Here is a 24,750-nt window from a genome sequence, read left to right on the forward strand (position 1 = left end):
AATATTCCTTAAACCCTATATTACCTATCTTTATAACAAATAATCCTTACGATTTAAAATGGATATCACGGCTATCATACAATCTTTCTCTACAGAAGACAGTAAGTTATTTAAGACCTATTTACGTTCAAAAAATCGGAGGACAGACACCAAGAATCTCACGTTATATCATCTCATCAGAAAGGGAACTCCTCTTAAGGACATAGATGTTTTACTTTATGGAAGCGCAAATCGTAATGCTTACCACGCACTTTCAAAAAGACTGCAAGACAGTCTCATTGACTTTATAGCCACTCAAAACTTTGAAAATGAAACCTCAGATGATATGCAGGTTTTTAAATGGATACTCGCAGCGCGTATTCTCTATGAGCAAGACCTCCATAAACCTGCGCAAAAACTCTTAAAAAAAGCGACTCAAAAAGCAAAAGACCTTGACTTGCACACGGCACTTATTGAAAGCTACCACACCCAGTTCCAGTACAGCCATCTTCATCCAGAGGTAGATTTACAAGAGCTCACGCAAGCCGCACAACAAAACCAGCAACGATTTATACAGCAAGAGCAACTCAACATGGCATATGCATATATCAAGCGCGTTCTCATATTTGACGAGCATTTATTAAAAAAAGGAATCCAGAAAACGGTAGAAGAGATACTCGCTGCTTTTCATATTGAAATCAACGAGACGTTCACCTTTAAATCCTTGTTCCAGCTACTTGAAATCATAAACACGGCAGCGCACTTAGATCACAATTTTGGCGAGGCACTGCCTTTTATCACGCACACCTACAATCTCATAAAGAAAAAAGACATCGTTCAAGAAAAGCAGCGCTTTTACCACATCCAGGTGCTCTACTTTATGGCAAATGCTCATTTTAGAGTGCGCGACTTTGAGCAGGCAACACATTACCTCTCGCTTATGAACACCGAAATGAATGCCGAAAATAGAAAGTGGGAATCCCGCTTTCGCGAAAATTTGCTTCTCATAAACTCCTTCGTTTTAAATTACAGTGGTAATTCCTCTCTTGCTATTGCTGCCATTGACAACCACATCTCAACATCAACAAAGAAAGTTGATCCAGATGTATTGCTGGCACAAGTGGTCTTTCTCACACAGCAAGGCGAGCACAAAGCTGCTTTAAGTACGCTTAATAAATTTAAACATACCGATAGTTGGTATGAGGAACGACTAGGCATAGACTGGATGATTAAAAGAGATTTATTGTCGTTAATCATTTATTATGAGCTAGAATATATTGACCTCGTGCACTCACAGCTACGTAGTTTCAAAAGAAAGTATGAAAAGATCATCCTTTCCGAAGTGAGATTGGAACGCTTTATAAAAGTTTTTAACCAGATTTTTAATGACCCGACTATTGTGAAGAAGTCAAATTTTCGCGAAAGCGTAATGAATCAATTTACCGTAGCGTCCTTAAAAGATGAAGACATTTTTATGGTGAGCTTCTTTGCGTGGATAAAAGCTAAACTGGACGGCACAAAACTTTATGAGACCACACTCGCCATGTTGTGATTTTCTTAACAAAATAGGGAGGCGCTGGTCTGTACCTTTTACCCACCAAAAAAGGTCAACCGAATGAATAAAAAATTATCCTATGTGGTGGCAACCCTATTTGCCATTACTATCGCAAGTTGTAGCACGTCACAATCTAAAGTTGCCAGCAAGGCAAGTGCTTCAAAATCCAAAACAAAAGACAGTAAAAATGCCATTAAACCTTATGGCAAAGTAATTACTAAAGATGCAAAGACTGATGAAGGTCTTTTTACCGTACACAAACTAGACGACAAGTATTTTTATGAGATTCCAGACTCCCTGATGGGTCGCGAGATGCTCATGGTAACGCGTATTGCAAAAACTGCTGGAGGCTTAGGCTTTGGTGGTGGAAAGCAAAACACCTCTGTATTACGCTGGGAAGTAAAAGACAAGAAAGTATTACTACGTGTGGTGTCACACGAAGTATATGCTGCAGACTCACTTCCTATCTCTGAGGCTGTAAAGAACAGTAACTTTGAGCCAGTTTTATATGCTTTTGATGTAAAGGCTTATAAGAAGGACTCTGTTTCTGGAAATAAAAATATTGTTATCGATGCTAGTCCGTTATTTGAGACAGATGTCAAGCCTTTAGGTTTGCCACAAGGACGCCGTAAAGGGCTTAAAGTGACAAAGCTTGATGGAAAGCGATCTTACATAGACACGATAAGAAGCTACCCGCAAAACATTGAGGTGCGTAGTGTAAAAACATATAGTGGTAGCGCTTTACCGTCTAATAATGCTACGGGTACACTCTCATTAATGATGAGTAACTCCATGATCTTATTGCCAAAAGAACCTATGCAACGCCGTATGTTTGACGAGCGCGTAGGATGGTTTGGACGTGGTCAAACAGATTACGGTCTTGACTTACAAAAGAGCAAAACTATACGCTACCTAGACAGATGGAGACTTGAGGTAAAAGATGAAGATCTTGCTGCCTTTAATCGTGGTGAGCTTGTAGAGCCTAAAAAACAAATCGTTTATTATATAGATCGTGCTACTCCAAAGAAATGGGTACCATATATCAAACAAGGTATAGAAGACTGGCAAGTAGCTTTTGAAGCTGCAGGTTTTAAAAACGCTATCATCGCTGCCGATCCTCCATCTGTAGAGGAAGATCCAGACTGGAGTCCAGAAGATGTACGTTATAGTGTGGTGCGCTACCTAGCTTCTCCTATTCCTAATGCAAATGGACCTCACGTAAGTGACCCACGCTCTGGAGAGATTTTAGAAAGTGACATTAACTGGTACCACAACGTAATGACATTATTACACAACTGGTATTTTGTACAGACTGCAGCTATCAACCCAGAAGCTCGTAGCAACGAGTTTAAAGATGAAATCATGGGACGACTAATTCGTTTTGTGAGTTCGCACGAAGTTGGTCACACACTTGGACTTCCACACAACATGGGAAGTAGTGTTGCTTATGCAGTAGATGATTTACGTGATCCTGAGTTTACTAAAAAATATGGAACTGCACCATCAATCATGGATTATGCACGTTTTAACTACGTAGCACAACCAGGAGATGGTGATGTAGCTTTAATGCCTAACATAGGTATTTATGACAAGTATGCTATTAAGTGGGGTTACCGCCCTATCCCGTCTGCAAACAGCGCTGAAGAAGAGAAGAAAACACTAGACAGCTGGATTCTTGAGCATGCTGGAGATCCTATGTACCGTTTTGGGAGACAGCAAAGAGGTGTGATTGATCCTAGCTCGCAAACAGAAGATCTAGGTGATGATGCTATGAAAGCAAGTGCTTATGGTATTGCAAACCTTAAACGCATCGTTCCTAACCTAATCGAGTGGACCGCCGAAGAAGGTCAAAACTATGATGAGCTAGATAAAATGTATGGTCAAGTATTATCACAGTACAACCGTTATATGGGCCATGTTGCAGCTAACGTAGGTGGTGTATATGAAATGTACAAAACCTATGATCAAGAAGGAGCCGTGTACACACACGTTCCTAAAGCAAAACAGAAAGAAGCATTAAACTTCATCCAGGCACAACTCTTTAAAACTCCAGAGTGGTTACTAGACAACAACATTTTTGACAAAATTGAAAATGCTGGAAGTGTAGAGCGCGTGAGAGGTTTCCAGACTAGAACACTTAACAACCTTCTAGACTTTGGACGTATGGCTCGTATGCTTGAAAATGAAGCATTAAACGATGCAGATGCATACTCACTAGTTACTATGATGTCTGACCTAAGAGCTGGTTTATTCTCAGAGTTGAGAAGCCGCCAGGCGATAGATATTTACCGTCGTAACTTACAGCGTGCATATGTAGAACGTCTTGAGTTTATCATGACAGAAGATCAAAGTGGTGGTCGCTTCTTTAGCGGGACTAGAGTAAATGTAGGTCAGAGTGATATACGTGCCGTAGTACGTGCAGAACTTAAAGATCTTAAACGTGATTTACAAAACAACCGACTTAGAGACCGTATGAGCCGCATACACTCAGAAGATCTTGTAGAGCGTATCAACATGATACTTGATCCTAAGTAATACTTACAATAGTTTACTTTTTAAAACAGCCAGCAATCGTAAGATTGCTGGCTGTTTTTTTTGGTTCATTTTTAGGATGTCAATTTCTTATTTAAACAGATGATTATTGGGTTTACGCTTTCGCGAAAGCGTGCTTTGATAAAATCATAATAAAGTCACAAAAAAGTATAATAATTAAACCTTCCTCTTTTTTTAAGGTCATATAAGTGTTCAACAATTAAAAAATAAAAAAGATGAAAAAGTTAATGATGATGTTTCTAGTACTTGCGACCATATCAATGTCTGCACAAAGAGGTCCAAGATCTGGAGAAGAAAGAAGAGGTAATGACATGACTGCAGAACAAGTTGCTACACTAAGCACAAAGAAGATGACACTTGCACTTGCACTAGACGATAACCAGTCTAAAAAAGTGTATAAAGTACTTCTTGATCAAGCAGAAGATCGCAAAGCGATGCAAGCAAAGCGCAAGGCAAATAAAGAAAAGCCAGCGCTTACAAAAAAGCAACGCTACGCAATGCAGAATGAGCGTCTAGATAAGCAGATTGCTATGCAAGAAAAAATGCAAAGCATCTTAACAGAAGACCAGTTCAAGCAGTTTAAGAGAATGAATGCTAAGAGAAAAGGAAAGCGTGGTGACAAAGGAAAAAGAGGTCACAAAGAATCACGCAGAGGAAATAAATAATTTTGATTGATTGGTTTATTTTTAGATTGAAAACGGCATCCGTGATTGGGATGCCGTTTTTTTTGTTATAGTAATTTTGATAAATAATTAAGGTTGTTCTCCTTCCAGAATTCTTAAGAAGTCAGATATATCTGCTTCTAGATATTCTCCAACTCGCAACATAAACGAACCCTTTTCATTAATCATCATAAGAGCATAGCAATGTGTCCCGCTTTTTAAATTGAAGGTTTTAGTAAAAAAATCATCTTTATCCTCATAGAAATCGTTTCTTGACATTATGAGTTTCTTAGCTGATTTCTCTTGGAGTGGGATGTAAATATTAGTAACATTTTCTAAGCTTAATTTCCTGTAAAACTCATCAAGCCAATCGTTATTCTTTACACGATATTGATTGTAATGACAAGTGCTTTTAAATGTTTTGAAATTGACAATAAGTTGTGTTCCTTCTTTCCATTTATAGTTTTGCTTCAGAAACTTCAATTTATGTTCAGGTATGGAACCTTGAAAGACAAATTCACTTCTTCTATCCACTTGTGCATGACCTTCTATTGAGAAAGAAAACAATACAAGAAATATTACTATAATATTTTTCATGACTATAAAATGCTTATTTAAGATAGAGAGCTACAATTTTAATGATTGCATCTTACAACGTCTTCCCCACCTTTGCTACCGCAGCAATGGTCTCATCAAGATCTTCATAAGAAAGAGCGTCATTTAAGAACCAGCTTTCATAGGCACTTGGTGCAATGTAAATACCCTCTTCAAGTAATCCATGGAAGAATTTCTTGAACCTATCATTATCCCCCACCGCAGCCGATTTGAAATCTGTCACTGCACCTTCGGCAAAGTGTACAGAAATCATCGAGCCAATTCGGTTTATAGTAAAGGTCACTCCACTATCAGTTAAGGCCTTATCTATTCCCTTATGTAGGTACTCGGTTTTCTTTGCTAGGCTTTCAAAAACATCGCTATTATTTAACTCTGTAAGCATGGCTAGTCCTGCAGCCATCGCTAGCGGATTACCACTTAAGGTTCCCGCTTGATATACTGGACCTTCTGGAGCAAGATGACTCATGATTTCTGTACGAGCTGCAAAAGCTCCTACAGGTAATCCTCCACCTATTACTTTTCCGAAAGTCACAATATCTGCACGAACATCCATAAGTTCTTGCACACCACCTTTTGCTAGTCTAAAGCCTGTCATCACCTCATCAAATATGAGTAGTGCTCCATGCTCATCACATAGCTCACGCAAGCCTTGCAAGAATCCTTCAGCAGGGAGAATACAACCCATGTTACCTGCAACAGGTTCTATAATAATTGCAGCAATCTCACCTGGATTTGCTTCAAAAAGTTCTTTTACCTTATCTAGATTATTATAATCTGCAAGTAAAGTATCTTTTGCTGTACCAGCAGTTACCCCTGGACTATTAGGAGAACCAAAAGTTACTGCGCCACTTCCCGCTTGTATAAGGAACGAGTCAGAGTGACCGTGGTAACAACCTGCAAATTTGATAATCTTCTCTCTTCCTGAGAATCCGCGAGCAAGACGCACTGCACTCATGCAGGCTTCTGTACCACTATTTACAAAGCGTATTTTATCAATACCTGGTACCATCGAGATGGCAAGCTCGGCAATTTTTGTTTCTATCTCTGTAGGCATTCCAAAGGAAGTACCTTTTTGTGCTTTTTCAACAACAGCATCTACCACAGGTTTATGTGCATGACCTAAAATCATAGGCCCCCATGAAGCGATGTAATCGATAAGCCTGCGTCCATCTTCATCATATAAATAAGCTCCCTTTGCTTCTTTTACAAATACAGGATCTCCTCCTACAGATTTAAAAGCTCTTACGGGACTATTTACGCCTCCTGGTATTACTTTTTGAGCTGCCACAAAGAGCTCACTACTCCTTTTATAAATCATCTAAATTTGCTATTTGTTGTCCGTACATTGTACGATCTTGTACTCTATTTTATTCAAGAATCTAATCTCTTAATACCCTCTATCAAATGGTTTGATAAAAAGCACTTGACCTTCAAAAATTTGATTACCATCAATACCATTCCACTTTTTAAGTTCTGGCACCGTTACATCATACTTACGTGATATACGGTAAAGCGTTTCACCCTTTTGTACAGTATGTTGGTTATTATTGTCTGTCACTTTCTTATAATCCTCCACATCTTTTCCTAGAACTTCTCCATCATAACGATACAACTCATAGCGTTCTACTAGGCTAATTAACTTTTGAGGATATTTTTTATCTGTTGCATAACCCGCAGCACGAAGTCCTTCTGCCCACCCTTTGTAATCATCCTTAGGAAGTTTAAAAAGATCTGTATAGCGTTTTCTGCCTGTCAAGAATAAGGAGTGATCTCTGTATGAAAATTTAGGCAAGCTATACTTTCTAAAGCATTCTCCTTTAGTGTCATCATCATGATAAACGGTCTGACCTTTCCAGTCGTGACATTTAATACCAAAGTGATTATTTGCTTTTAGAACTAGCTCTCCTTTTCCTGCTCCAGACTCTAGAATACCTTGAGCAAGTGTAATACTAGCTGGAATTCCGTATAATTCCATTTCTTCTTTTGCGATATCGGCAAAGGTATCTATATAGCCGTTCACACCACCTTTGGGAACTGGATTTACACCATTATCAAGATTCTCATCTGGTGTTTTTGCTTCCGTCACTTTTGGAGATGGCTGTCTTCTCTCTATAGTTCGTGTAGTCTTCGTTCTTTTTTTAGAACGCGTAGCTTTTTTAGAACCGCCACAACTTACAGAGAGTATTCCTATAATCAAGAGTATGGTAAAACGTTTCAACATATAATTAGTCTATGAGTGGAAGCCCTTTTTTGGCAAGCTGGATGTTCATTCCTGCAATACCTTGTAAACCTCCCGTATGAACGGCTAAAATACGAGAATTCTTGCGGAAATACCCACCTTTCATAAGCTCTGAAATGCCATAAAGCATCTTACCCGTATAAATAGGATCTAGTAAAACCTGATGCTTTGAATGAAATTCATTTATAAAGTTAATGAGATCACCATTCACCTTTGCATATCCACCAAAATGATAGTTGGCAATAACCTCCCACTGCTCATTATTTGCATATTTTCTCACCTCATCTGCCACCCAATTTCCCTTTAATGCAGGAAAACCTATTGCTGTTTGATGTGGCTTGAGACTATTAATAATACCAGAAATTGTTCCCGCAGTTCCTATGGGACAACATATGTAGTCAAAGTCTGTATCATCTTCAGTTAAGATCTCTTCACAACCTTTGATAGCAAGCTCGTTAGTTCCGCCTTCGGGAATTATAAACGGATTATTAAAGGTTGTTGTTATGCTTTCGCGAAAGCGTAACTCATCTTTCTCACGATATTCTTGCCTTGATATAAAGTGAAATTTCATCCCACACTCATGTGCAAATGCCAGTGTAGGATTACTTTCAAGCGTCTTAGCAAGATTAACACCTAGCTCTTCTCCACGTATAACACCTATAGTTTTAAAACCCTCTAATTGCCCAGCCGCAGCTGTAGCAGCAATATGGTTTGAGTAAGCTCCTCCAAAAGTGAGTAAGGTTTCAAAACCCTCTTCTCGGGCCTGAATAAGGTTATATTTAAGTTTTCTAAACTTGTTTCCAGAAACTGTAGGATGCAGTAAGTCCTCCCTTTTAATAGAAAGGGAATAGCCATTAGTTTCTGAAATAAATTGATTTTCTGAAGTAAGATTCACGGGTTAAAGATACGCTAGAAAACTCCAAAAAGGACGCTTTTCTAGATAGCTAAGCTCGCACTCACGAGCATAAGCCTCTCTTTCAAAACTTATATTAAGGTAAGCCACATAATTATCCCTGTACTGTATAAGTCTTATAAAATACTCTATTACATACCATATAAAGAATGGAAGCACAAGCATTTCTGCTTGCTGTCTAATGTGGATTTTCTCGTGATTAATAAATACAATATCCTCCTTGAGATCTGGAGTACGCATTACTATAAATGGCCAGAGGGTCACTCCCACAAAGCGTTTGCGCAATAAATATTTATTTACAATTAGAAACATAGGTCAAAAATAAATCAATTATAACATCCAGTATCTTAAGATCTCCTTAATACTTGTACGTTACTACTTATATTATAGACGTTATTCAAAGTCTGTGCCGTATCCTTATCTTTGTAATATGTCCTACTTAAAAAAACATATTCCGATAGAAGATGGCGATTACTACCTAACGCCAGAGGGCTACAAATGTTTTACAGAACAATATCATCTTAAACGTGGTTATTGCTGTGAGAGCGGTTGCCGTCATTGTCCGTATGGGTATAGCAAGAAAACCAACAGCCAGAACTAAGTTCTTTTTGAAGTAAACAAAGGCATTATATACAGTGCGCTTTCGCGAAAAATTCTACACACCAATTACTACATTTTAGTTACATATATTCCATCACCTTGTTGATGAGATATATGTGCTTCTCTTAAACAGCCATTTTGGTACGGTAATTGATAATTTTAATAATCTGAAAGATGCTTAAAATCAATCATTTTACACTAGACAAATAAAAGAAGTGTTTGATAAAACAGGATAAGTGACCAAAGGATTGTTACCTTATAGAACAATCACCTTATGATTACGACCCTAATCTTGCAGTTAGTATTATCATTTTTTTGCAGAACCACTTATAAATAATCTTTAAAAACAAACTACTATGAAAGCACTTAGACTTTTACCATTACTGGGAGCCGTACTCTTACTGGCTTCATGTAGCACTGTGCGCGTAGCTTCTGACTACGACAAGGAAACAAACTTTAACGAGTACAAAACCTTTGCTTTTTACAAACCAGGAATAGACAAAGCAGAGATTTCTGACTTAGATAAAAAACGTGTACTCCGCGCTATTGAATCTGAGATGACGGCAAAAGGTTTTACAAAATCTGAAAATCCTACGGTACTCGTAAGCATATTTACAAAAGCTAAAGAACGTATCGATGTGTACCAAAACAACTTTGGCTTCCGTGGTGGCTGGGGAGGTTTCTGGGGGCCATGGGGAGGCCCTTGGGGCTGGAACGGTGGTTTTAATAATAACACCGTTGCAAGATCTACTCAAGGCACTTTATACATTGACTTAATTGACGCAAATAAAAATCAGCTTATCTGGCAAGGTCAAGGTACAGCACCACTAGTTACTGGCGACGTAGATAAGCGTGAAGAACGCATTAACCTAATCGTTAAAGAAATTTTAGGTGTATATCCTCCACAAGTAGCAGGAAATTAAAATATTGTTTGAATTAGCCCTTGAACTTAAAAAGCACCCCAAGGGGTGCTTTTTTAATATATAAAGTTTCTGACTGGTATTATCATCTCAGTTACAACGCTCCCAGTGTATCTTTTGTAAACTTACTTAACACTAAAGTACCACTCATCTCAGCACGTTCTTCTAGAAGTGATGGCCAGTGGTCTGTTCCTTCCCATAATGCTTTTTTCATAGCGGTAACCGCTTCTGGGTTGTATGAAGCAAGTTTTACAGCTAGTGCTTGTACCGCTTCATCCATTAAAATAGAAGTTTCAAAAAGGGCTGCATACAGTCCTTTTTCTTTAGCCCATTCTGGGCTATAAAACTCTGTTGCATTCAGTGTCAAGTCGCTTAGTCCATTCAACCCTATCTTGCGTTCAACAGCGGGAGCAATTACAAAAGGCCCTATACCTATGGTGAGTTCGCTTAGTTTTATACTCGCATACTTAGTCGCATAGCAATAATCTGTTGCAGCTGCAAGACCTACGCCACCTCCTACTGCTTTACCTTGAATACGACCTATGATAATCTTAGAACAAGAACGCATGGCAAGAATAACCCGTGCAAAACCCATAAAGAATTCTTTCCCTTCTACATTATCTTCTATGCTTTTAAGCTCATCAAAACTGGCGCCAGCACAAAAGGTGCGTTCTCCTCCACTTTGCAGTATGATTACTTTTACATCTTCATCTTCTCCACTATTTTGTATTGCACTCTCGAGGTCTGCAAGTACAGTACTAGGCATGCTATTATGCGCTGGATGAAAAAAAGAAATCGTAGCGATTCCATTTGCTTTTAATGTCTTTACGTAAGGTTGTGTCATTGTATATAGCTGAAGTTAATGTTAGGTAAAAATAGGTAAATAGGGAGTAATGCGTGTTTTGCCAACTCACATTTTCGCGAAAGCGGATACCCAAAAATAATTTAACGCAAACGATTTAGGAAAGCATTTTAATCACGACCAATTCTTTGTAAATTTACTCTATGGAAATACCAGTTACATCAAACCCGTTATTAGATCGTCTGCCTAAGCACTTAGGTCAATATATCAAGGCGCAAGATTATGATCAATACACTCCTATTAATCAAGCGGTGTGGAGATATGTGATGCGTAAAAATGTAGCTCATTTAAGTCAGGTGGCTCATGAGAGCTATATGTCTGGTCTTAAAAAAACAGGGATTTCTATAGATAACATCCCTTCTATGTACGGGATGAATCGCATTCTTAAAGAAATAGGTTGGGCTGCTGTTGCGGTAGATGGTTTTATACCTCCTAATGCTTTTATGGAATTTCAAGCATACAAGGTGCTTGTGATTGCTAGTGACATACGCCAACTAGAAAATATAGAATACACACCTGCACCAGATATTATTCATGAAGGTGCTGGTCATGCTCCTATTATTGCAAGTCCAGATTATGCAGAGTACCTGCGCAGATTTGGAGAAATAGGTGCTCGTGCCATATCAAATGCTCATGATATGGATATGTATGAAGCAGTACGCAAGCTATCTATTTTAAAAGAAGCAGAGGGTATTGCTCAAGAAGATATAGACGCTGCCGAAGATGAAGTAAACCGCCTGCAGCAAATGACGGTAGAACCATCTGAAATTGCATTAATAAGAAACCTTCACTGGTGGACCGTAGAGTATGGACTTGTAGGAACGCTGGAAGATCCTAAATTATATGGCGCTGGATTATTATCATCACTAGGTGAGAGTAAACATTGCCTTACTGATGCTGTAAAAAAACTACCTTATAGCATAGATGCTGCTTATCAAGAATTTGATATCACACAAATGCAACCTCAGCTATTTGTTACACCAGATTTTGGGTACTTAATGGAAGTACTAGAAGAATTTGCAGAGACTATGGCACTTAGACGTGGTGGATGGCGAGGTGTTCAAAAACTTATAGATTGCAAGCAACTAGGCTCTATCGAGCTTAACACTGGACTGCAAGTAAGTGGGAATTTTAGTAACATGATTCAAGATGAAGACAACCGCGTTGTTTATTTTGAAACTCATGGCCCTAGTGCACTCTCTTACAGAGGTAAGGAGCTTATAGGACTAGGAACAGATCATTTTAGAAAAGGATTTTCTTCTCCCTTAGGGAAGCTCAAGCGTAGCTCTATGGCTATCGAAAATATGAGTCCAAGAGATCTTAAAGCTTTTGAAATTTACGAAGGCGGCATAAACTCCTTTGAGTTTGAAAGTGGCATTACCGTGACAGGAATGATTACCACTGGTACTCGTAGTGTAGATGGCACCTTGCTCGTAGTTCATTTTGATGGCTGCGAAGTTTCATACAAAGGTGACAAACTTATCTCACGTAAGAATGGGCCTTTTGATATGGCCATAGGAACCTCTGTAGTTTCTGCTTTTGCAGGAGCAGCAGATCATGATTCGTTTGAGATAAAAAGTCAGGTGAGTACCACCACCACCATACAACATGAACTATCTGAAGAAGACAAGAAACTCAACGAATTCTACAAAGAAGTAAGAACTCAACGAGAAAGTGGAGTCCCACAAGAAACAACTCTCTTAACGATATTTCAAACAGTACAGAAACAGTATCCTTCTGACTGGCTTTTATCGCTTGAAATATTTGAGCTTACGCGAAACAAGGAAGTGCTAGCACACTTAGAATCTCTCATGATTTCTAGAGCAAATATTGCGCACCTCATAAAAGACGGACTAAGCTTAGTAATGGAAGATAATGGGGTTATTCAGTAGTTTTTTTGGTAAGAAACAGCGGAAACTTGATGACTTCTTTAGTAGAGATGCTGTTATCATAGACGTGCGATCAAAAGCCGAATATGATAGCGGCGCCATCCCTGGCTCTAAACACATACCTGTGCAAAACATAGCCGCCCAAGCCACAACGATTAAAAAATGGAACAAACCTGTAATATGCGTTTGTGCCAGCGGTGGCCGGAGTGCTACAGCCGCAGCCGTCCTTAGGTCAAAAGGTATTGAAGCTATTAATGGTGGCGGATGGCTTTCTCTTTATAAGAAAATGAACACCTAAGGTTTCATTAAAACCTCATCCACGGAAATTCTTGAACTAGCTTTTCTTTTTGCCCCTCTAATTTTACCAAGAATTTTTGGTGCGCAGCGCTGTCTTCATTAAAAGGTTTGTGAGCTAACCCCTGTTGGATTTGAGCTACTTTTTTCATTGTTTGTTGCGCTTTCGCGAAAGCGTACACTTCTACAAAATGCTCCCATACATAGGTAACTGCCTGCTCAGATGGGTGAACCATATCACTTGCATAAAAGCGATAGTCACGCAACTCATCCATCACAATCTCATAAGCCGGAAAATAACTCGCCTCACGACTATCTACAAGTTGATGAACTGCTGTAAGTAAATGTGACTTGCTACGGGTATTTTCTACTATACCATCTTTAATATGACGCACTGGCGACACTGTAAAAGCAATCTTAATTTGTGGGTTAAGTGTTTTTACCAGCTCACATATACGAGACAGACTCTCTTGAATTTCGGTGACAGATAGTATTTTTTTTGCAAAAGCTTGTTGAGGAACCTTGTGACAGTTGGCCACCACCTCATCACGTTCAAGATGTTTATAAACCCAAGCAGTACCTAGTGTGACAAATAGATGAGAAGCCTCTATGAGCTGCTGCCTGAGCAATTGCTGCGCCTCTTGTAGGTGTATCACAGCTCCTAGTCTCGTAAGGGCGTTTTTGTCACTGTGTGCATAAAAAGATTTCCAGACGCCGTCTAGTTCAAAGACATCTGCTTCTGTATAGGTTTTATTTGCAACAGCATCTGCTACTAACCGTTCTAGTGCGACGGGATTAAAAATAATTCCAAACGGATTTGTAACCGCTTGGAATTTATAATATGCTAGCTTGTCACCTATGTTCTGCGCAAAGCAAGAACCTAACAACAATAATTTATGATCATACCCAAATTGACGAGCAGCAGGCTCTAGCGGTATTTGGGTCTGTAGTTTCATTATACAAGATAGTTCTTAACCTCTGCAATGGCTGCGTCTATACCTGCTGGATTTTTACCTCCTGCAGTTGCAAAGAAAGGTTGTCCTCCACCTCCACCTTGGATGTGCTTTCCTAACTCACGCACGACAGTACCTGCGTTCAGATTTTTTGAAGCGACAAGCTCTTTTGAAATGTAGCAACTTAGTAATGCTTTACCGTTTTGCTCTGTTCCAAATAGCAAGAATACGTTGTCTTTATTCTCTCCTAATTTAAAAGCAAGATCTTTAATAGCTCCCGCATCTAGATCTACCTTTTTTGCTAAGAAATCTACACCATCTATGTCTACAAATTCTTTTGCAAGATCACCACTTAGGTTTTGAGCCTTCTCTTTTATAAGTGCTTCTACTTGCTTTTTTAAAGTAGCATTCTCATCCAGTAGGCTAGTAATCGCTTTTACTGGATCTTGATTCCCTTTAAGGGTTGCTTTTACTTGATTATAGGCTTCGGTTTCTGATGTAAAGTAATCTTTGGCAGCATCGCTAGTAATTGCTTCTATGCGGCGTATACCAGATGCCACTGCCCCTTCTGAAGTGATTTTAAAATGCCAGATGTCTCCTGTGTTTTTTACGTGTGTACCACCACAAAGCTCCATAGACTTCCCAAAGCGTATTGTCCTTACAGCATCACCATACTTTTCTCCAAATAATGCTATCGCTCCTTCTTGTATAGCTTGATCATAAGGAATACCACGTTGCTCTTCTAGAGATAGATTTTCGCGTATGCGTGCATTTACAAAATCTTCTACCTCTTTTAACTCCTCGCTTGTCACTTTAGAAAAGTGAGAGAAGTCAAAACGTAGGTTTCTGCTATGTACCATACTTCCCTTTTGCTCCACGTGTGTTCCTAGTATCTTACGAAGCCCTTGGTGCAATAAGTGTGTTGCAGTATGGTTTGCAGCTGTACGGCTACGTTGCTTCACATCTACCACTGCCTTAAACGTTCCCTCGGTAGATCTTGGGAGGTTTTTGGCAAGGTGTATAATAAGGTTGTTTTCTTTCTTTGTATCTATGATGTAAACCACCTCTCCGCTTGGAGTTTCTAGATATCCTTTATCACCTACTTGCCCTCCTCCTTCTGGATAGAATGGCGTAAGATTAAATACTAGTTGATATAACTCCCCGTCTTTTTTACTCTCTGTCTTACGGTAGCGAGTGATTTTTACAGATGCTTCTAGAGTATCGTAGCCTATGAATTCCTCTTCAGCATCTTCCTGTAAGATATTCCAGTCGTCTGTCTCCACCTTGGTTGCTGCACGAGAGCGATCCTTTTGCTCTTTAAGAGCAGCCTCAAAGCCTTTCTCATCAAGCTTTAAGTTTTTCTCACTAAGTATAAGTGCTGTAAGATCTATTGGGAATCCGTAGGTATCATAAAGTTCAAAAGCTTTATCTCCAGAAACGGTATCACCCTTTGTAGCTGCAATCACATTGTCAAGCAGCAGTAATCCTTTATCTAGCGTACGTAAAAAGGAAGCTTCCTCTTCACGTATCACATTTGTAATTAAATTTTTCTGTGATTTAAGTTCTGGAAATGCATCACCCATTTGTTTTACAAGTGTTGCTACAAGCTTGTAAATAAATGGTTCCTTAGTGTCAAGAAACGTAAACCCGTAACGAATGGCACGTCGTAAGATTCTACGGATTACATAGCCAGCCCCAGTATTAGAAGGCAACTGCCCATCTGCAATTGAGAATGACACAGCTCTTACATGATCTGCGATTACTCGTACTGCAATATCTATTTCTTCATCATTACCACACTTTGAGTTTGTGATGGTTTCAATCTCGCTCATTAGTGGAGTAAAAACGTCTGTATCATAATTAGACTGCACTCCTTGAAGTACCATACATAAACGCTCAAATCCCATTCCAGTATCTACATGCTGATTAGGAAGCTTTACAAGCGATCCATCTGCAAGACGATTGTACTGCATGAATACCAAGTTCCAGATTTCCACTACATGTGGATGATCCATATTGATGAGGGTCTTCCCGTCTACTTTTGCTTTTTCTTCGGCAGATCTTATGTCTACGTGTATTTCTGAACATGGCCCGCAAGGTCCTTGCGCTCCCATCTCCCAGAAGTTATCCTTTTTATTTCCATCGATGATTCTATCCTCATCAATGCGCTGCTTCCAGATATCAAAAGCTTCTTGATCTCTATCTAACCCATCCTCTTTATCTCCTTCAAAAACGCTCACATATAGACTGTCTTTATCAATCTTAACTACTTCCGTTAAGAATTCCCAAGCCCAAGCAATCGCCTCTTCTTTAAAGTAATCTCCAAAAGACCAGTTACCCAGCATCTCAAACATCGTGTGATGATAGGTGTCTTTACCTACTTCCTCGAGGTCATTATGTTTACCAGAAACACGCAAACATTTTTGAGTATCTGAGAGTCTTGTATTCTTTGGCGTGGCATTACCTAAAAAATATTCTTTAAAGGGCACCATTCCCGCGTTTGTAAACATTAACGTGGGGTCATCCTTTAAAACCATTGGTGCAGAGGGCACTATGGTATGTTTTTTGGATTCAAAAAAGTCTAGAAACTGTTTACGTACCTCTTGAGATTTCATACGATGGATGGTGTGGATAATTTATTTTATATTTGAACGTTGTTGAGGTTTTAGATTACGCTTTCGCGAAAGCGTATTTAACCCCTTAAACAAACCCCAAAAATAAGCATTTTAACTTATGTCTAAGGTAAAATATTACTATGATAGTGAGACCCTATCCTACCGAAAAGTAGAGCGTAAAAAGGGACGCACTTTTGGCGCAGCATTGATTTTCATTGCAGCAGCAGCTCTTATGGGGCTACTTATTACTATTGCTGTATTTAACTCTGGTGTGGACACTCCTAAGGAAAGAAAACTAGAACGCGAGCTAGCAAATATGTCTTTGCAGTTTGAGCTCCAAGAAAAGAAACTAGACCAGATAGAGCGCGTACTTGCAAATGTAGAGGAGCGAGATAACAATGTATACCGTGTATTATTTGAAGCTAGCCCTATTCCTGATGAGGTAAGACAGGCAGGTTTTGGAGGGGTAAATCGCTATAAAGATTTAGAAGGCTTTGATAACTCTTCTATGATTATGGGAAGTGCAAAACGTATTGATCAGATCACAAAACGACTTGTTATACAATCTAAGTCACTAGACGAAATTGCAAAACTAGCCGAAGAAAAAGAAGCCTTACTTAAAACAATACCAGCCATACAACCAGTACAAAATAAGGACCTCTCTAGAGTAGCTTCTGGATACGGAATGAGAGTACACCCTATATTAAAGTATAGAAAAATGCACAATGGGATGGACTTTACAGCTCCTCCTGGCACACCTATTTATGCAACTGGTGACGGTAAAGTGACTAAAGTAGGTCTAGGAAGCGGTTATGGTAAAATGGTTATCATCGAGCACGGCTTTGGTTATAAAACATATTATGCTCACATGAGTAAATACAAGGCTAAGGTAGGTCAAAACGTAAAACGTGGAGAGATAATAGGATATGTAGGTAACACTGGTCTGTCATCTGGTCCACACCTACATTACGAAGTGTGGAAAAATGGCACTGTAGTTAACCCTGTTAACTTCTATCATAATGACCTTACTCCAGAAGAGTATGATCTTATGCTCACTGCATCCTCTATAGAAAATCAATCCCTCGATTAATGCATATAGATCTTCCAGAAAAACTATACTATACGATAGGTGAAGTCTCAAAGGCATTTGATGTAAATGCATCTTTGATACGTTTCTGGGAGAAGGAGTTTGATGTTATTGCTCCTAAAAAAAATGCTAAGGGCACAAGGAGGTTTACCCCAGAAGATATTAAAAATCTAGAGCTTATTTATCATCTGGTTAAAGAGCGCGGTTTTACACTTGAAGGTGCAAAAACACACCTCAAAGAAGGTAAAAAAGAAATTTTATCAAATTTTGATATTATAAGAAAGCTAGAAGCTGTAAAAGCACAACTACTAGAGATTAAGTCTAATCTCTAAAAACGCTTTCCTTTATAATAATCGCGATAAGCTAGGCCTATAAAAAATAAACTAGTGGTTATTGACAAGAGGCTCATTACAAGATACTGCCCAGACACGAGGTGATATACACCTGCAATAACACCTATAACTCCCATAGCTGCAAGTACATACAAAAATTTTAAATCCATAACAATAATACACTACAAATGAGTGTTGCTTTTTTATTTGCAAAAATCAAGCTTATACAACTCTTAGACGGCGAGTTTAACAAAACCTTATTGTCTTCTTATAGTAATTCTTTTTCTTAACTTGCTACTATTGCACGTTACTTGTAACAAATCACAACAAACAACAACTAACTATCAAACCTAATTATATTATGAAAAAAGGACTTATCGCTCTTATTGCCATCGTTGCTGTACTAGTTATAGGAGGCTTATGGCTCGCTCGCACAAATAACAATCTCGTTCCTCTAGATGAAGAGGTAAATGCACAATGGGGTAACGTAGAAAGCTCTTACCAACGTCGTGCAGACTTAATCCCAAATATTGTAAATACAGCCAAAGGCTATGCAGAGTTTGAGCAATCTACACTTATTGGAGTTATAGAAGCTCGTAGCAAAGCAACATCAATAAACATTGACCCTTCAAACATCACACCAGCACAGCTTAGACAGTTTCAAGAAGCGCAGTCAGGTCTTACCTCTGCGCTATCTCGTTTACTAGCAGTTTTTGAGCGCTATCCAGATCTTAAAGCAAATGAAAATTTTAAAGAGTTAATAAATGAGCTGGAACGTACTGAAAACCGAATTAACGTAGAGCGCAATCGCTTTAATGAAAAGGCAAAAATCTTAAACTCTGAGATACGTATGTTTCCTACTAGTCTTGCAGCAGGATTTCTAGGTTTTGAAAATCGCGCTTATTTTGAGGCAGATGCAGGATCAGAAAATGCTCCAGAAGTAGAATTTGATTTTGGCACAAAATAAATGGCATCTACGGTAGAAGACTTTTTAAGTAAGAGTGATGAGCAGGCCATAGTTGCGGCTATAAGACGGGCAGAAACGCTTACCTCAGGAGAAATCCGTGTGCACCTAGAGCATCACTCTAACACAGAGGATGCGCTTATACGTGCTCAAGAATTATTTCACTTACTTAAAATGGATAACACCAAGGAAGAAAATGGAGTCCTTATTTATGTAGCTGTAGATGATCATAAGCTCGCGATTTGCGGTGATGCTGGCATCAACAAAGTAGTCCCTCCAGATTTCTGGGAGTCTACTAAGGATGCTATGATCGCTCAGTTTACAAAAGGCAACTTCCGCGATGGTCTCATCCAGGGAGTACAATCTGCTGGAGAGAAACTAGCTACATTTTTCCCATGGAAGCATGGTGATAACAATGAACTCTCTGACGAAATAAGCACCTCTTGATGCAAGAAAAAAAGATTTTTTTAGATTCACGCTTTCGCGAAAGCGTACTCTTCTCTCTACTTTTATTAGTACTGAGTTTTCCTGCATTTGGTCAATTTAATATTCCTGAAAAACCTACAAAAGCAAATCCTGATGCTGTTTATGACTACATAGGCTTACTATCTGCAGCGCAAAAAAATGCTTTAGAAAACAAGCTTATTAAATACAGTGACAGTACCTCAACACAAATTGTGATTGCTATTATCTCTACTTCCAATGGAGAAGGACTTGATATGGTGGGCGCAAAGTGGGGACAGCAATGGGGAATAGGCCAGGCAGATCAAGATAACGGAATCTTGATTATTCTTGCAAAAGATGATCGTAAAGTAGATATCAATACGGGTTATGGGATAGAAAGCATCATTTCTGATCGTGATGCAGAGCAAATCATAAATAGAATAATGATCCCTCAGTTTAAACAAGGAAATTTCTATGCTGGTCTTGATCAAAGCGCAGATGCCATCTTTGATGGATTACAAGGAAACTTCAAAGGAACAAGACAAGGTAATGATGGATTTCCAATAGAGGGAATTCTCATGCTTGTCTTTTTTATTGTCATCCTCATTATCATAAGTCGTAATAACCATCGCGGTGGTGGCCGCAATGGCGGTAAGCGCAGTGTGGGTGGCTCACTACTGGATGTTATCATCCTCAGCAACATGGGACGTGGTGGCTTTGGTGGTGGTGGATCTTTTGGCGGAGGTGGAAGCTTCGGTGGAGGCGGTGGCTTTGGAGGAGGTTTCGGTGGCGGTGGCTTTGGAGGCGGCGGTGCTTCTGGAGGATGGTAATGGCACAAAGCTCTTCAAAATAAAATCTCTAATAATGCCTTTGCATTTACGCCCATCTACACATAACTACCGTTATTATTCCCATAAATAGTAAGATTAAGTTTTATAAAAACTTTTACATTCATATCTCATGAAATCCGTAACTTTCAAGAAACAACTAATTATTAACACATTAAATTGAAAATTATGGCAGTATTAAAAGTTATAGAAGTATTAGCAAGTTCTGAGAAAAGTTGGGAAAATGCAGCAGAAAATGCACTTAAACACGCTAGTAAATCTTTAAAAAACATCAAATCACTTTACGTAAATGAACAAAACTGCGTAGTAGGTGACGATGGAAAAATAAAAGAATACCGCATGAACTGTAAGATTACTTTTGAAGTAAAGTAAATCTCTTTTTAAAATATTGATAAAAGTCCCATCTCTAGATGGGACTTTTTTTGTTTGTATTTTTACAAGACTACCTATTTTACCAGTACGTCTAGAATATTACTCCTTTATCAAACGGCAAGCACTAAATAATCCCACTATGGAACATCCTTATACTAATGATCTTATACAGGAGACTAGTCCTTATCTCTTACAACACGCCCATAATCCTGTAGACTGGAAACCATGGAATGAGCAAACGCTCGCTCAGGCTAAAAAGGAAAACAAACTCTTATTGATAAGCATAGGTTACTCTTCATGCCACTGGTGTCATGTCATGGAGCACGAGAGCTTTGAAAATACAGAGGTCGCACAACTTATGAACGCGCATTTTATAAATATAAAAGTAGATCGTGAGGAGCGTCCAGATGTGGATAATGTATACATGAATGCTGTGCAACTTATGACAGGCAGAGGTGGCTGGCCTCTTAATGCCATTGCATTACCAGATGGAAGACCCGTATGGGGAGGCACCTATTTCCCTAAGGAGGAATGGACAAGCGCACTTGAGCAAATTGCCAAACTCTATCAAACAGCACCAGAAAAACTAATTGAATATGCAGAAAAGCTTGATCAAGGCATGCAAGAAATGGATGCAATTATCCCGAATAATAGTACTCCAGATTTCAAGCTAGAAACCTTGCAAAATGCGATAAGCCAGTGGTCAAGACAGTGGGATACTAGACAAGGAGGCCTCAATCGTGCGCCCAAGTTTATGATGCCTAATAACTATCAGTTTTTACTTAGGTATGCACATCAAAATAATGATGAAGAAATTTTAGAATATGTAAATACCACCTTAGAACAAATTGCCTTTGGTGGAGTTAATGATCACGTAGGTGGTGGCTTTGCGCGTTATAGTGTAGATACAAAGTGGCATGTGCCACACTTTGAAAAAATGCTTTATGACAATGCACAATTAGTAAGCTTATACGCACTAGCATACACTAAAACTAAAAACCCTTTATACAAGCAAACCGTCTATCAAACTTTAGCATTTATAGCCCGTGAGATGACCACACATGATGGAGCCTTTTATAGTGCTATAGATGCAGATAGCTTAACTGCAGATGGAATTCTAGAAGAAGGAGCTTATTATGTGTGGACCAAAAATGAGCTGCAAACTTTGATAGGTGATGATTTTGATCTTTTTAAGGAATACTACAACATCAACTCTTATGGAAAATGGGAGAAAGACAACTATGTTCTGATTAGACAAGATACAGACCAAGACTTCTCAAGGGAATTTGGTATTTCAGTACAAGAAATCATTTCCAAAAAAACTAAATGGCATGAGGACTTATTACGCTTTCGCGAAAGCAATAAAGAAAAACCTCGCCTAGATGACAAAATTCTAACCTCTTGGAATGGGTTAATGATTAAAGGATATGTAGACGCTTACCGCGCTTTTAACGATGAGGTATTTCTTACTGCTGCTTTAAAAAATGCAACTTTCATAAGTAGTCATCTTATAAGAGAAGATGGCGGTCTCAATCGTACCTTTAAAAATGGAAAGAGCACTATAAATGGATATCTAGAAGATTATGCAGCCATAGTAGATGCCTTTATAGCACTCTATGAAATTACAGCAGATAGTAAATGGCTTCATAAAGCTAAACAGCTTACAGATTACACCTTTGAACATTTTCAAAATCCGGAAAATGATTTGTTTTTCTATACATCAAACCAAGATCCTAGTTTAGCAAGTCGAAACACAGAGTTTTATGATAATGTGATTCCTTCCTCAAACTCCATAATGGCCAAAAATATCTTTATGCTATCTCATTACTATAGCGATAATACATATGGAGATACGACCAAAGCAATGCTACATAACATTCAGCCATCTATTGATCAGAGTCCTACTAGTTTTTCAAACTGGATGGATGGTATGCTTAACTATACTATGCCTTTTTATGAGCTTGTCATCGTGGGAAAAGATGCCGAAGTCTTAAGAGAAGAGTTTGATAGTTATTACATTCCTAATAAATTAATTGCAACGAGCACGAGTGACAGTGATCAAGATATTTTTAAAGGACGTTACCATGATGACAAAACGTTTATATATGTATGTGTGAATAATACTTGCCAACTGCCCGTAGAGACTGTGAAAGCCGCGTTAAAACTCATGGAAGTTTAACAGAAGTTTATCCTAGAAGATTATGTAACACGCTTCCTTATATTCAATTTTGTAAAAAAATTAAATATGAGCAACCCTCTAGACCAAGTAAGCGAATACCAAGAACATATAGATCAAGCCATAAAGTGGGTTTGGGATTTTCTTCCAGGCTTCCTAAGTGCTATAGTTTTACTATTCATTGGTCTATGGGTCATCCGAATAATAAAGAAACTAGTAGCTAAATTTTTCAAAAGAAAAGACTACGATCCTACTCTTGAAAAGTTTATTGCCGACCTTATTAACTGGACACTTAAGATTGTTTTATTTGTCTTAGTGATAACACAAGTAGGGGTAAAAACAACCTCGCTCGTTGCAATTATTGGGGCTGCAGGTCTTGCAATAGGACTAGCATTACAGGGATCTCTCGCAAACTTTGCAGGAGGAGTTCTTATCTTATTACTAAGACCTTTTAAAGTAGGTGATTTTATAAAAGCACAAGGACAAGAAGGAACTGTAAAAGAGATTTCAATATTCCAGACCAAGCTTAACACCTTTGGAAATCAACTAGCTATTATCCCAAATGGAAAGTTGTCTAATGAGACCATTGTAAACTTTACAGAAGAAGGAATACGCAAAGAAGCCATCACCTTTGGAATTGACTATGGTGATGATGTAAAACTGGCCAAAAACATTTTACTCACACTAGTCAATGAACAAGAGCAAGTAATCCAAGAAGAAGGTAAAGCACCTATGATAGTGCTTGCAGAACTAGGAGATAGTAGTGTAAACTTATCGCTTAGATATTGGGCAAAAAATGAAGACTTCTGGAATTTACGCTGGTTAGTTCTTGAAGAAGGTAAGGAACGTCTAGAAGCTGCTGGGATTACCATACCTTTCCCGCAACGTGACGTACACATTCACAAAAATGAATCATAAAAGCTAGATAAGATTCCCATTTGTATCGATTAACGATAACATAGAAATGATAATCATTTCATAAAAACTCGCATATAACCATATATGCGAGTTTTTATATTTTTAGGCTACAAACATTAACAACCTAATAAATAAAACCAATGGAAGATTATCAAAAATGGATTGACCTCGCTATCGAAAAAGGATCAGAATATGGACTTAAGATCCTTATGGCATTAGTCATATGGATAGTAGGTAAATGGGTTATTGGAAAACTAATGAAGGTTTTCAAGAAAATGCTCGAGAAAAATAAGAATATGGATAAAACACTTGAAAAGTTTTTATCTAATCTCGTGAGAACCGTTTTATTAGTTCTACTTATAATAGCAATTTTAGGACAATTAGGTATAGATACAGCATCTTTTGCCGCTATCCTTGCCGCTGCTGGTCTTGCTGTTGGTCTTGCTCTTCAAGGCTCTTTATCTAATTTTGCAGGAGGTGTACTACTTATACTTTTCAAACCATTTAAAGTAGGAGATCTCATAGAAGCTCAAGGTGAAGTGGGAGTTGTATCAGAAATTCAAATATTTACTACTAAAATAGCTACACCAGGAAACAAGCTAGTTATTATACCAAATGGTGTTTTATCTAATGGTAATATTAAAAACTACACAGAACTAGGAGAACTGCGTGTAGATCTTACAATAGGTGTGTCTTACGATGCAGATATTAAAGCGACTAAAGACGCTCTTATGCGTGCTATGCATTCTCAACAAAACGTACTACAAGTACCTGCTCCATCTGTAAATATGGGTGAGCTAGCAGATAGCTCTGTAAACTACGAAGTACGTCCTTGGGCTACACCAGAAAATTACTGGGATGTATACTTCCAAACCATCGAAAATTGTAAAATTGAACTTGACAAAGCTGGGATTGAAATTCCTTATCCACATGCTGTCGAAATACACAAAGAAGCTTAAG

Annotated in this window: 25 protein-coding genes; 16 read left to right on the forward strand and 9 right to left on the reverse strand. The window is 38.5% G+C overall.

The window, feature by feature from the left end; genetic code table 11:
* Positions 1-58: 58 nt before the first annotated feature.
* The 3 genes from SJY23_RS02745 to SJY23_RS02755 all read left to right on the forward strand — a co-directional run bounded on the left by SJY23_RS02745 (position 59) and on the right by SJY23_RS02755 (position 4,752).
* Entirely contained in the window at positions 59-1,531 is a 1,473-nt protein-coding gene (locus SJY23_RS02745) for a hypothetical protein (protein ID WP_396597352.1), read from the forward strand.
* 63 nt (positions 1,532-1,594) lie between these two features.
* Complete coding sequence (locus tag SJY23_RS02750) at positions 1,595-4,069, forward strand: zinc-dependent metalloprotease (RefSeq protein ID WP_396597353.1); 2,475 nt, start codon at positions 1,595-1,597, stop codon at positions 4,067-4,069.
* Positions 4,070-4,302: 233 nt separating this feature from the next.
* Complete coding sequence (locus SJY23_RS02755) at positions 4,303-4,752, forward strand: hypothetical protein (protein ID WP_396597354.1); 450 nt, start codon at positions 4,303-4,305, stop codon at positions 4,750-4,752.
* An 87-nt stretch (positions 4,753-4,839) separates the two neighbouring features.
* On the opposite strand, the gene SJY23_RS02760 is transcribed toward SJY23_RS02755, so the two are convergent.
* The 5 genes from SJY23_RS02760 to SJY23_RS02780 form a co-directional block, all read right to left on the reverse strand.
* Positions 4,840-5,346 carry a hypothetical protein gene (locus SJY23_RS02760; protein ID WP_396597355.1) on the reverse strand — a complete coding sequence of 169 codons (507 nt, stop codon included), beginning with the start codon at positions 5,344-5,346 and terminating at the stop codon, positions 4,840-4,842.
* A gap of 52 nt (positions 5,347-5,398) precedes the next feature.
* Positions 5,399-6,682 carry a glutamate-1-semialdehyde 2,1-aminomutase gene (gene hemL, locus SJY23_RS02765; protein ID WP_396597356.1) on the reverse strand — a complete coding sequence of 428 codons (1,284 nt, stop codon included), beginning with the start codon at positions 6,680-6,682 and terminating at the stop codon, positions 5,399-5,401.
* Between the two features lie 69 nt (positions 6,683-6,751).
* On the reverse strand, positions 6,752-7,585 hold the full coding sequence (locus SJY23_RS02770) for a glucosaminidase domain-containing protein (RefSeq protein ID WP_396597357.1): 834 nt from the start codon (positions 7,583-7,585) through the stop codon (positions 6,752-6,754).
* A gap of 4 nt (positions 7,586-7,589) precedes the next feature.
* Complete coding sequence (locus SJY23_RS02775) at positions 7,590-8,498, reverse strand: 1-aminocyclopropane-1-carboxylate deaminase/D-cysteine desulfhydrase (RefSeq protein ID WP_396597358.1); 909 nt, start codon at positions 8,496-8,498, stop codon at positions 7,590-7,592.
* A gap of 3 nt (positions 8,499-8,501) precedes the next feature.
* A complete protein-coding gene (locus SJY23_RS02780; RefSeq protein WP_035335678.1) occupies positions 8,502-8,828 on the reverse strand; it encodes a hypothetical protein in 327 nt (108 codons plus the stop codon).
* Between the two features lie 118 nt (positions 8,829-8,946).
* Between SJY23_RS02780 and SJY23_RS02785 the strand changes: the two genes are divergently transcribed.
* Together SJY23_RS02785 and SJY23_RS02790 are read left to right on the forward strand one after the other, a co-directional pair.
* Complete coding sequence (locus SJY23_RS02785) at positions 8,947-9,117, forward strand: DUF5522 domain-containing protein (protein ID WP_013751106.1); 171 nt, start codon at positions 8,947-8,949, stop codon at positions 9,115-9,117.
* 355 nt (positions 9,118-9,472) lie between these two features.
* Positions 9,473-10,039, forward strand: coding sequence for a DUF4136 domain-containing protein (locus tag SJY23_RS02790; protein WP_396597359.1), 567 nt, complete (start codon positions 9,473-9,475; stop codon positions 10,037-10,039).
* Positions 10,040-10,130: 91 nt separating this feature from the next.
* On the opposite strand, the gene SJY23_RS02795 is transcribed toward SJY23_RS02790, so the two are convergent.
* The gene (locus SJY23_RS02795) at positions 10,131-10,880 is read right to left on the reverse strand and encodes an enoyl-CoA hydratase/isomerase family protein (RefSeq protein WP_396597360.1); all 750 of its coding nucleotides are present in this window, start codon (positions 10,878-10,880) and stop codon (positions 10,131-10,133) included.
* Between the two features lie 161 nt (positions 10,881-11,041).
* Here SJY23_RS02795 and SJY23_RS02800 point away from each other — a divergent pair, with 161 nt between their 5' ends.
* Positions 11,042-12,790, forward strand: a complete 1,749-nt coding sequence (locus tag SJY23_RS02800) for an aromatic amino acid hydroxylase (RefSeq protein ID WP_396597361.1) — start codon at positions 11,042-11,044, stop codon at positions 12,788-12,790.
* Positions 12,774-13,085, forward strand: coding sequence for a rhodanese-like domain-containing protein (locus SJY23_RS02805; RefSeq protein WP_396597362.1), 312 nt, complete (start codon positions 12,774-12,776; stop codon positions 13,083-13,085). The genes SJY23_RS02800 and SJY23_RS02805 overlap by 17 nt, the downstream gene beginning before the upstream one ends.
* Before the next feature lie 7 nt (positions 13,086-13,092).
* On the opposite strand, the gene SJY23_RS02810 is transcribed toward SJY23_RS02805, so the two are convergent.
* Entirely contained in the window at positions 13,093-14,037 is a 945-nt protein-coding gene (locus tag SJY23_RS02810) for a GSCFA domain-containing protein (RefSeq protein ID WP_396597363.1), read from the reverse strand.
* Positions 14,037-16,649: an alanine--tRNA ligase gene (gene alaS, locus SJY23_RS02815; protein WP_396597364.1), complete on the reverse strand. Its 2,613-nt coding sequence runs from the start codon at positions 16,647-16,649 to the stop codon at positions 14,037-14,039. Before alaS ends, SJY23_RS02810 begins: the two co-directional genes overlap by 1 nt.
* 118 nt (positions 16,650-16,767) lie before the next feature.
* Here alaS and SJY23_RS02820 point away from each other — a divergent pair, with 118 nt between their 5' ends.
* Both SJY23_RS02820 and SJY23_RS02825 read left to right on the forward strand, forming a co-directional pair.
* Positions 16,768-17,739, forward strand: coding sequence for a M23 family metallopeptidase (locus SJY23_RS02820; RefSeq protein ID WP_035335671.1), 972 nt, complete (start codon positions 16,768-16,770; stop codon positions 17,737-17,739).
* Complete coding sequence (locus SJY23_RS02825; RefSeq protein ID WP_035335670.1) at positions 17,739-18,068, forward strand: MerR family transcriptional regulator; 330 nt, start codon at positions 17,739-17,741, stop codon at positions 18,066-18,068. The genes SJY23_RS02820 and SJY23_RS02825 overlap by 1 nt, the downstream gene beginning before the upstream one ends.
* Here SJY23_RS02825 and SJY23_RS02830 read toward each other — a convergent pair.
* Positions 18,065-18,238, reverse strand: coding sequence for a hypothetical protein (locus SJY23_RS02830; protein WP_396597365.1), 174 nt, complete (start codon positions 18,236-18,238; stop codon positions 18,065-18,067). The genes SJY23_RS02825 and SJY23_RS02830 overlap by 4 nt on opposite strands.
* Positions 18,239-18,429: 191 nt before the next feature.
* Here SJY23_RS02830 and SJY23_RS02835 point away from each other — a divergent pair, with 191 nt between their 5' ends.
* The 7 genes from SJY23_RS02835 to SJY23_RS02865 all read left to right on the forward strand — a co-directional run bounded on the left by SJY23_RS02835 (position 18,430) and on the right by SJY23_RS02865 (position 24,749).
* On the forward strand, positions 18,430-19,035 hold the full coding sequence (locus SJY23_RS02835; protein WP_396597366.1) for a LemA family protein: 606 nt from the start codon (positions 18,430-18,432) through the stop codon (positions 19,033-19,035).
* Complete coding sequence (locus tag SJY23_RS02840; protein ID WP_396597367.1) at positions 19,036-19,479, forward strand: TPM domain-containing protein; 444 nt, start codon at positions 19,036-19,038, stop codon at positions 19,477-19,479.
* Entirely contained in the window at positions 19,479-20,306 is an 828-nt protein-coding gene (locus tag SJY23_RS02845) for a TPM domain-containing protein (protein ID WP_396597368.1), read from the forward strand. The genes SJY23_RS02840 and SJY23_RS02845 overlap by 1 nt, the downstream gene beginning before the upstream one ends.
* 186 nt (positions 20,307-20,492) lie before the next feature.
* Complete coding sequence (locus SJY23_RS02850; protein ID WP_035335666.1) at positions 20,493-20,696, forward strand: dodecin family protein; 204 nt, start codon at positions 20,493-20,495, stop codon at positions 20,694-20,696.
* 139 nt (positions 20,697-20,835) lie between these two features.
* Positions 20,836-22,875: a thioredoxin domain-containing protein gene (locus SJY23_RS02855; RefSeq protein WP_396597369.1), complete on the forward strand. Its 2,040-nt coding sequence runs from the start codon at positions 20,836-20,838 to the stop codon at positions 22,873-22,875.
* Between the two features lie 66 nt (positions 22,876-22,941).
* Positions 22,942-23,790, forward strand: coding sequence for a mechanosensitive ion channel family protein (locus tag SJY23_RS02860; protein ID WP_396597370.1), 849 nt, complete (start codon positions 22,942-22,944; stop codon positions 23,788-23,790).
* Positions 23,791-23,930: 140 nt separating this feature from the next.
* Complete coding sequence (locus SJY23_RS02865; protein ID WP_035335661.1) at positions 23,931-24,749, forward strand: mechanosensitive ion channel family protein; 819 nt, start codon at positions 23,931-23,933, stop codon at positions 24,747-24,749.
* The last annotated feature ends 1 nt before the right edge of the window (position 24,750 follow it).

Source organism: Dokdonia sp. R86516, assembly GCF_044596715.1.
Taxonomy (GTDB): domain Bacteria; phylum Bacteroidota; class Bacteroidia; order Flavobacteriales; family Flavobacteriaceae; genus Dokdonia.